Annotated in this window: 5 protein-coding genes; 1 reads left to right on the top strand and 4 read right to left on the bottom strand. The window is 41.5% G+C overall.

Translation table 11 applies throughout. The features are described from left to right. Positions 1-70: 70 nt before the first annotated feature. The 4 genes from PENNN9_RS05025 to PENNN9_RS05010 all read right to left on the bottom strand — a co-directional run bounded on the left by PENNN9_RS05025 (position 71) and on the right by PENNN9_RS05010 (position 5,637). Complete coding sequence (locus PENNN9_RS05025) at positions 71-694, bottom strand: c-type cytochrome (protein WP_227511727.1); 624 nt, start codon at positions 692-694, stop codon at positions 71-73. A gap of 47 nt (positions 695-741) precedes the next feature. Next, positions 742-2,343 carry an NAD(P)/FAD-dependent oxidoreductase gene (locus PENNN9_RS05020; RefSeq protein ID WP_058368626.1) on the bottom strand — a complete coding sequence of 534 codons (1,602 nt, stop codon included), beginning with the start codon at positions 2,341-2,343 and terminating at the stop codon, positions 742-744. Positions 2,344-2,536: 193 nt separating this feature from the next. Continuing rightward, complete coding sequence (locus PENNN9_RS05015) at positions 2,537-3,976, bottom strand: cytochrome c (protein ID WP_058368625.1); 1,440 nt, start codon at positions 3,974-3,976, stop codon at positions 2,537-2,539. A 1,040-nt stretch (positions 3,977-5,016) separates the two neighbouring features. Next, positions 5,017-5,637, bottom strand: a complete 621-nt coding sequence (locus PENNN9_RS05010) for a flavodoxin family protein (protein ID WP_058368624.1) — start codon at positions 5,635-5,637, stop codon at positions 5,017-5,019. Between the two features lie 558 nt (positions 5,638-6,195). Between PENNN9_RS05010 and PENNN9_RS05005 the strand changes: the two genes are divergently transcribed. After that, positions 6,196-7,464 (top strand): YeeE/YedE family protein, encoded by a 1,269-nt coding sequence (locus PENNN9_RS05005; RefSeq protein ID WP_264752899.1) that lies wholly within the window; start codon positions 6,196-6,198, stop codon positions 7,462-7,464. Positions 7,465-7,514 lie beyond the last annotated feature (50 nt).

Raw genomic sequence — 7,514 nt, 5'->3', positions numbered from 1 at the left:
AATCATATGATCGGGCGCTTTTTTATACATGACTATTATTAGCAATTATTTGAGATTGAGTATGACGTACTTATTCGCTTGGGTCATAACCTGGTGGATTGGCATGTCTTAGCTGCGCCACATCTTCAGCAGTAACAGTCTGTTTAAAACCGTTTAAATCATTGACGACATATTGAGTGACAGCGGCCATTTGCTCATCGTCCATCATCATATGAAATGACGGCATGCCACGAAAACCATTAATCAATATATCAATAATGTAGTATTTCGACTGCATTTTACTGTTATTTGCTAATGGTGGGTAATAGCCTGCACCTTGAGCACCCTCGCCTTCATGCATATGGCAGCCTGCACATGAATCATGATATAGCTTTTTACCATTGGTAGTAACAAAAGCATTTTGACCTTCAAACTTAGCTTCCCACTTTGTAAGGCTGGGATCATTTTCCATATTTGGCAATGAGCTATCGTCGACGATGTTGATATTTGGCGCTCTTAACTCATCACGAGTCATATATACACCGCCCCAAGCGCCAGTGTTACGGCTGGCTTGATTATTAACTGGTAGTACAGCATCTTGTTTGCTTGCTATTGTCTCTACATCCTCTGATTTTTGGCTACAGCCTAGCAATGCTGCACTGCTTATCATACTAAGTGACATCACAGTTAGCATTTTAAATGTCGTTTTTTTCATGCTTATATTGTCCATGACAGCCTCTGAATTTATTATGGTTATCAACATTACCCAAGCATTTTTGCCTTTTTGTGCAGACGATTGGCTGCATCAATGCCGGATAAAATAGCGCCCTCTTGCCATGCAGGAATATGTGAGCAATGCTCGCCTGTCAGTACAATACGGTTGTCGATACTACATAGCTGATCATAGTATTGGTCACGGCTCGACTCACTCCAAATACCATAACAACCTAAGGTCCATGGTATACGGTGCCACACCACTGACGTACCTGTACGGAACTCTTTTGGATACTGCGGATGAATGTATTTACCATAAGCAAGGGCGGCGTTAATACGCTCCTTTGGCGTTAATGTATTAAACTTATAAGAAGTTGGGCCAAAACCATAGGCTCCTAATAGTACCCCTGTCCCTGTTTTGAACATCTCTTCTGACGGGTAAGCGATTTGTGTAATGGGCATATCAGTATAAGTGACACCGCCAAAAATCCACTCGTCTTCTTCCCAAAAGCGGCGGTTAAACTCGAGACCAACTTTATAAGAGGTGTCGTACGGCACTGCTGCCATTGCTTTTTTCATCGATTTTGAGACGTTGATATCGATTTGGGTCAATACGGTAAGCGGGATATTACAGACACACCAGTCAGCACGTATGGTCTTGGTCGCACCATCCGGGCTGTTACTATCGACATAATTGACAGTCACACCACTTTCATCTTGATGAATTTTAGTGACTTTGGCATTAAACTCAATCATATCGCGGCACTCACGAGTAAATGCATCACCGATTTTGCCCATACCGCCTACTGGCTGGAACATCGTTGGTTGATGGCCGTAGGTCATATGATTGGCATAAATGTCTGACCACATACCAGAGTCTAATATCTCACTAATAGGTAGAGGCTTTGAGGGTTTTTCATTGGGCATCAGGCCACCGCCAGGGAAGACGCTAAAGCCGCGATGTTTGGTAGTCTCATTGCTGGCTCTGTAGCGATAGTCTTTGTCTAGTACGCCCCAGCCTTTTAAGCCCTCAAGCAGCTTTTCTTTATCCTCAGTATTCACTGAACGATCTAGTCCGCCAACGTTGACCGCCTTTGATAGTAGCTCAGCTATGTTGCCTTGTATGTCGTTTTTTACATCTCCTAGGCGCTGCGGTACACCGCCAAAGTGCGTAGAGCGATGCAGATAAGCCCGGTCGTTAGTCTGCACAAAAGGCTGCATCTCAACACCGAATTTTTTACAATAGTGAAATACTGCATAATGATGACTTGGTAAACGCCAAGGCCCACCGTTAAAATAGTTACCTTCTTCAAAATCACAGGTAACCTCCTCACCGCCAAGCTCAGTATATCTGTCACCACTGTTGAGCGTCCAGCTACGTCCACCACCTCGATTTTGGAACTCAAGTACCTTAACATCATAACCTGCTTTACGTAATTCATAAGCAGCGGTTAGACCGCCAAGACCTGCCCCAAGAATGACAATACTCGCTCCTGGAGGCGCTCCTTTTAGGTCCATCGATTCTTTAAAGCTAGACTCAGAAGCAAATCCTAAGGTAGTCATTGCTTGATACATCGCAGTTGCACCCGCTGTTTTACCGATCATCGAGAGCAGTTGGCGCCGCGTTGGTGATTGAAGCATGTCTTTCATAATAATATCCTTAAAGTAGATTTTCGTGTATGGCGGTAGGCATTCACTTTTATTATTGGTTCAGCTCATATAATCTGTCTATGACGCTAAGCTTTAATACTCTACTGACTTACACTGAATCTATGTCTTATAATAAGCGCCTAACACGCATTTGTTAAGTTGCCTGTTTTACTAGTTAAATTCATTGATTCAACTAACGATGACGCCTAGAACGTATGAACGCTCGCACAATAAATATGATAATGACGATAGCTACGATAAGACCTAGTATCGCAAGCAGACCTGCGTACTTAATCAAAAAAGGCTGATTAGCGCCTGTAGTTGCCACGCGGTCGACATCAGCAGCGCTGACATCACTACTATCTAAACTACCAAAGTTCACCCGTACATAATTGCTAATACCAGCGATTTGCTCGCTACTTAGCTCTTCTGAAAAGCCAGGCATCTTAGGACTGGTATTGGTTGCGCCATCAACACCATGAAGAATAACATTGATTAAACCATCCGGCTTTTCGCGGCGGATACTGCTTAGACCCACAATAGGTGCATAACGAGCGTCAGGTTGGCCATAACCATCGACACCATGACAGCTACCACAAGCAGCAAGATATAATGCTTCTGGTGAATTACTGCCACCCTGAACGTCGGCTTTTGCCTGTGCTAAGTAGTCTTTTTGAGCAAGCAGGTCATGAGTGATTGATTCACTGATTGGGGTTGGTAAACGTGACGCATCAACCGGATGTACCTTATCGTCCGTTTGAACATCAGGTACGGTCTTAAGATAAGAAGCAATAGCGTTTAAATCCGCATCTTTTAAATAGCGAGTACTGTGCGATACCACCTCTCCCATAGGTCCACCAGCAAAGACTCGTTGATCCAGCTCGCCTGTACGCAGATAGGTGACAATATCTTGCTCACTCCAGTTACCTATACCGCTCGATTTATTGGGGGTGATATTGGGCGCATGCCATGTTCCAAGCTGGGCACCTGCTAAATAATTGTCGTTATCAAAACCCATTGTGCTATTACGCGGAGTATGACAAGTACCGCAATGAGCAAGATTATTGACCAAATACTCTCCGCGTTGCTGCGTCTGCGTCAATCCCTCACGGCTTTTAGTAGAAGGAACATTGAGAACATTCCAGCCTAACATTAGACTGCGAAAGTTAAACGGAAACGGTAGATTGGTTTCGTAATCAGGGGCCTCATCTACGATGGGAACTGTCTGTAAATAGGCAAATAATGCGCTGATGTCTTCATCTTTCATACCATTATAAGAAGGATATGGCATGGCTGGATAAAGCATATGATCGGGTGCACGACCTTTTTGTAGTGCTTTTTTTAGATCGGCTTCGGTATAGTTACCGATACCATAGCGTTTCGATGGGGTAATATTGGTTGCATAAATCTCACCCATTGGCGTCTCAAGTGCGACACCGCCAGCATAATCTTCACGATGGCAAGCCATACAGTCAGCTGCGCGTGCAATATACGCTCCTCGATTGACCAAATCGCTATTGGCTGGGCTTACATTGGGTAGGCTAGCGCTTGATAGGTTAACATCTTCAGCCATTACCGTACTGGAAGTGAAACCAATAACAAGCACCGATAACATCATAGAAAGTGGCTTCATAATATCCTCATATAGCTGAAATATAGTGGCTGGCAAAAACTAAGGTTGTTAGATAGAGACAGTAGTAAAATAACCAGCAATTTCTAATAGTTAATAGCTTAGTAGTATTTTAATTTTAGTAAGTTTAAGGTAAACATAGCTAAAGCTTATGTTGTCTCAAGTGTTAATTGCTCATATATAAACGCCTAGTTTCCATCAATTATTACGTTTGTATATTAACTAGCTTATGTTTATTTCTATAAAGGTAAAACTATTTCGCTAATATTGCTTAAATATTAACCTATTTATCTCATTTTTTTACAAAAATTAAAAATCTGTGTTAAGACGCTCCATAAATTATGAATCTATAATAAAAAATACATAATATTAAAAATTTAGATATTAAAACCTTTAAAAACATAAACTAAGAAAAATAGTTAACTAAACTCTTATTAAATAAACATCTAGCAACTACCTAAAACCTCGCAATTTTGTTCACTTATATCCATTTTAGTAAAAACAGCAGATACACAGTATATACAAAGGCTGTAGGTGATTCTTTAGCAAAAAACCATCAATCACAAATTACTAATTTATACAACCTAAAAGAACAGCAAATGCTCTTTTAAGTTAAGTTGACTATTTTTAGCAATAAAAACTTTTAAGCGAACGTATATGGTTGCATAATAATAAGTTTGGACTATGATATAAGCTATCTCAACACTATAGTTCTACAAGCCATAATTTAAATCTGTAGTTTTGGTACTATAGGTCAGATCCAGGTTCAAGCTCCGATTCAAGTCCTCTAAAAGGTATGCTAAAAACTACTATGAAATCCTTTAATATTTTTTGCATGCTGATACCGATGCTGCTGCTTACTGGCTGTCAATCCTTACTACTCTTTGATAGTCCTATCCCTGTGACTTCCAGTCTTAATTTATCTCACACTGATATAGATAATGATAAATAAAGCTCATAAAAAAGCAGACATCAACACTGACGTCTGCTTTTTATAGTTTAATAGTTGCTAATTTATAAGTAAGAAGATAAGAAGCTTTAGTTTATGAGGGTTGGTTAGCTGGTTGATGTTTGATAATCGTCTTTGCTAAGTGATCACCAAACCAAATAGCAGTATCAATATCGCCCTTTCCTGGAGTCTCTTCAGGTGGGCCATCAAGCGATTGAGTCATTAAGCCTAAAAAGCTCGATAGTCGGTTTAAATCATGAGCCTCATGACCTGTCGGCATCAATGGCAGACCAATCCAGTTCATACCATGCTGCATAGCGTACAATGAAATCTGCTGCAATACTGCAAGCTTATCTCCACTTAGTCCACCTGAATTGGCAAAAGCCGCCGCCCACTTGCCTTCCCATTTGCGATGATACCAACGCTTTGAGGTCTCATCCATAAAGGTCTTAAATTCGGCAGTGACACTACCCATATATACTGCACTACCAAATACCAGCAAATCAGCTTGATCTACAAAATCCCAATCAACATCATGGACATCGATCGCTTTTGCTTGAGCTTCTGGCAGCTGTTTACGAGCGCCTTGTACGATCGCTTCTGCAACGCGCTTGGTATGCCCATAGTTACTATGAAAAATGACAGCAATCGATACATTAGGCGTGTTTTTCTGAGATAAAGACGATGATAAGGATGCTTCGGTTGATGTATTCATACAAACTCTAATAATGGATGATAAGTAAATAATTCAGCGGTAGGATATTGTAGCTCCAAAACCCTTGACATATGACTGGTAAGGTTATCAATCCAGTCGATGAAGAGGTTTGCTACCTGATATGCGGTAGACTTCAATAAGTTCAAGCATATTGTAACAGGCATGTTTTAATGAGTACCAGCTTATTACTGCGCATTATTTATTAACCCACACTGTAGCGAATTTTTGCGCATTATCAATTATCCTTCTGTAATAGTTACTACTCTTTATACATCAGTAAGCAAAAACTTAACACGCAATATGCCCGCCTACTAATGAAAAATCTAATAGCAAATCGTCCATACTAAACAACTTATTTATATTCCATATTGTCATATACTCATTCTTATTCTACTAATACGCTAATATTTACTTTAATGATAATAGGATTATGATGGAGCGTTTATTCATACATGACTAAAAACACCAAACGAGTTCCATAACTCTACTTCTTATTCTTATATAAATACTTATACAAATCACATCCGATCACATACATCGGAGAAGGATGTTATTGCCTTGAATACTTTGAATACCACCACTAGAGTTCAGCCTTTAAATGATGCAAAGGATCCCATTGTAAGAGGCACTCTTGCACTTAATGCACCGCAAAAAGTATTAATAGCAGGCGGAGTGATAGCAGGATTGCTACTCCTTATCCACTTACTTGACACTCAGCATATCTCCCAATCTTTGCTACTAGGTATTGGTCTTTTGCTAGGCTATACTCTTTTTCATGCACGTTTTGGCTTTACCTCAGCATTTAGACGTATCATGGCTGTCGGTAATGGACAGGCGATGCGCTCTCATATGCTAATGCTAGCAGTCGCGGTAACATTGTTTGCTCCCATTCTTGCCTATGGCACCACAATATTTGGCGGGCCAGTCGCAGGTTATGTGGCGCCGTTGGGTGTCAGCCTATTAGTTGGATCTTTTATCTTTGGTGTCGGCATGCAACTTGGTGGTGGCTGTGCTTCTGGTACACTCTATGCGATAGGCGGTGGACGTTCGGTTATGTTCATCACTTTTATCTTTTTTATAATAGGCGCTACGATTGGCGCTTATCATCTGCCATTTTGGACAGAGGAGATGCCAGCTTATGCCCCCTATTCATTAGCCACTTCTACAGGTCTTGGTTATACAGGTGCTTGGCTGGTATCGCTTGCGTTGTTTGGTTTGATTGCTTGGGTTACATTGATCGTTGAGAAAAAAAGAGCTGCACCTAAGATGGCACCTGTACCATCTGAGTCTGGCTGGAAGCGCATCTTTCGTGGTTCTTGGCCCCTATTTGCAGCAGCGATTGTTCTTGCTCTACTCAATGCCTTGACGTTACTGACGCGTGGTCAGCCTTGGGGCATTACCTCAGCATTTACTTTATGGGGCTCCAAGATAGCGAGCGGTTTGGGCGTTGATGTCGCTAGCTGGGGCTATTGGCAAGGGGCAAATGCCGCAGCGCTTGATGCGTCTATTTTTGCAGACTCAACGACCGTATTGAATATCGGTATTATCATTGGTGCTTTTATTGCATCGGCGGCGGGCGGTCTGTTTAGATTTACTCAGATTACTATGGGTAATTTTGCAGCGTCAGTCATCGGTGGTCTGATGATGGGTTATGGGGCACGTTTGGCATTTGGCTGTAACATTGGCGCCTACTTCGGCGGTATCGCATCTTTTAGCTTGCATGGCTACATCTGGGGCATACTTGCTATGGCAGGCACTTTTTTAGCTCTGTACCTACGTCCGCTATTTGGGCTTTCCGTACCTAAGTCCAATGACTCTGTGTGCTAATATAAATGAGTATACTGAAAAGACAATAAAAAAAAGCAGGTTAAAACCTG

The sequence above is a fragment of the Psychrobacter sp. ENNN9_III genome (assembly GCF_001462175.1).
Taxonomy (GTDB): domain Bacteria; phylum Pseudomonadota; class Gammaproteobacteria; order Pseudomonadales; family Moraxellaceae; genus Psychrobacter.
Note: the sequence above shows the minus strand (reverse complement) of the source record. Positions and strands in the feature narration are given on the sequence as shown.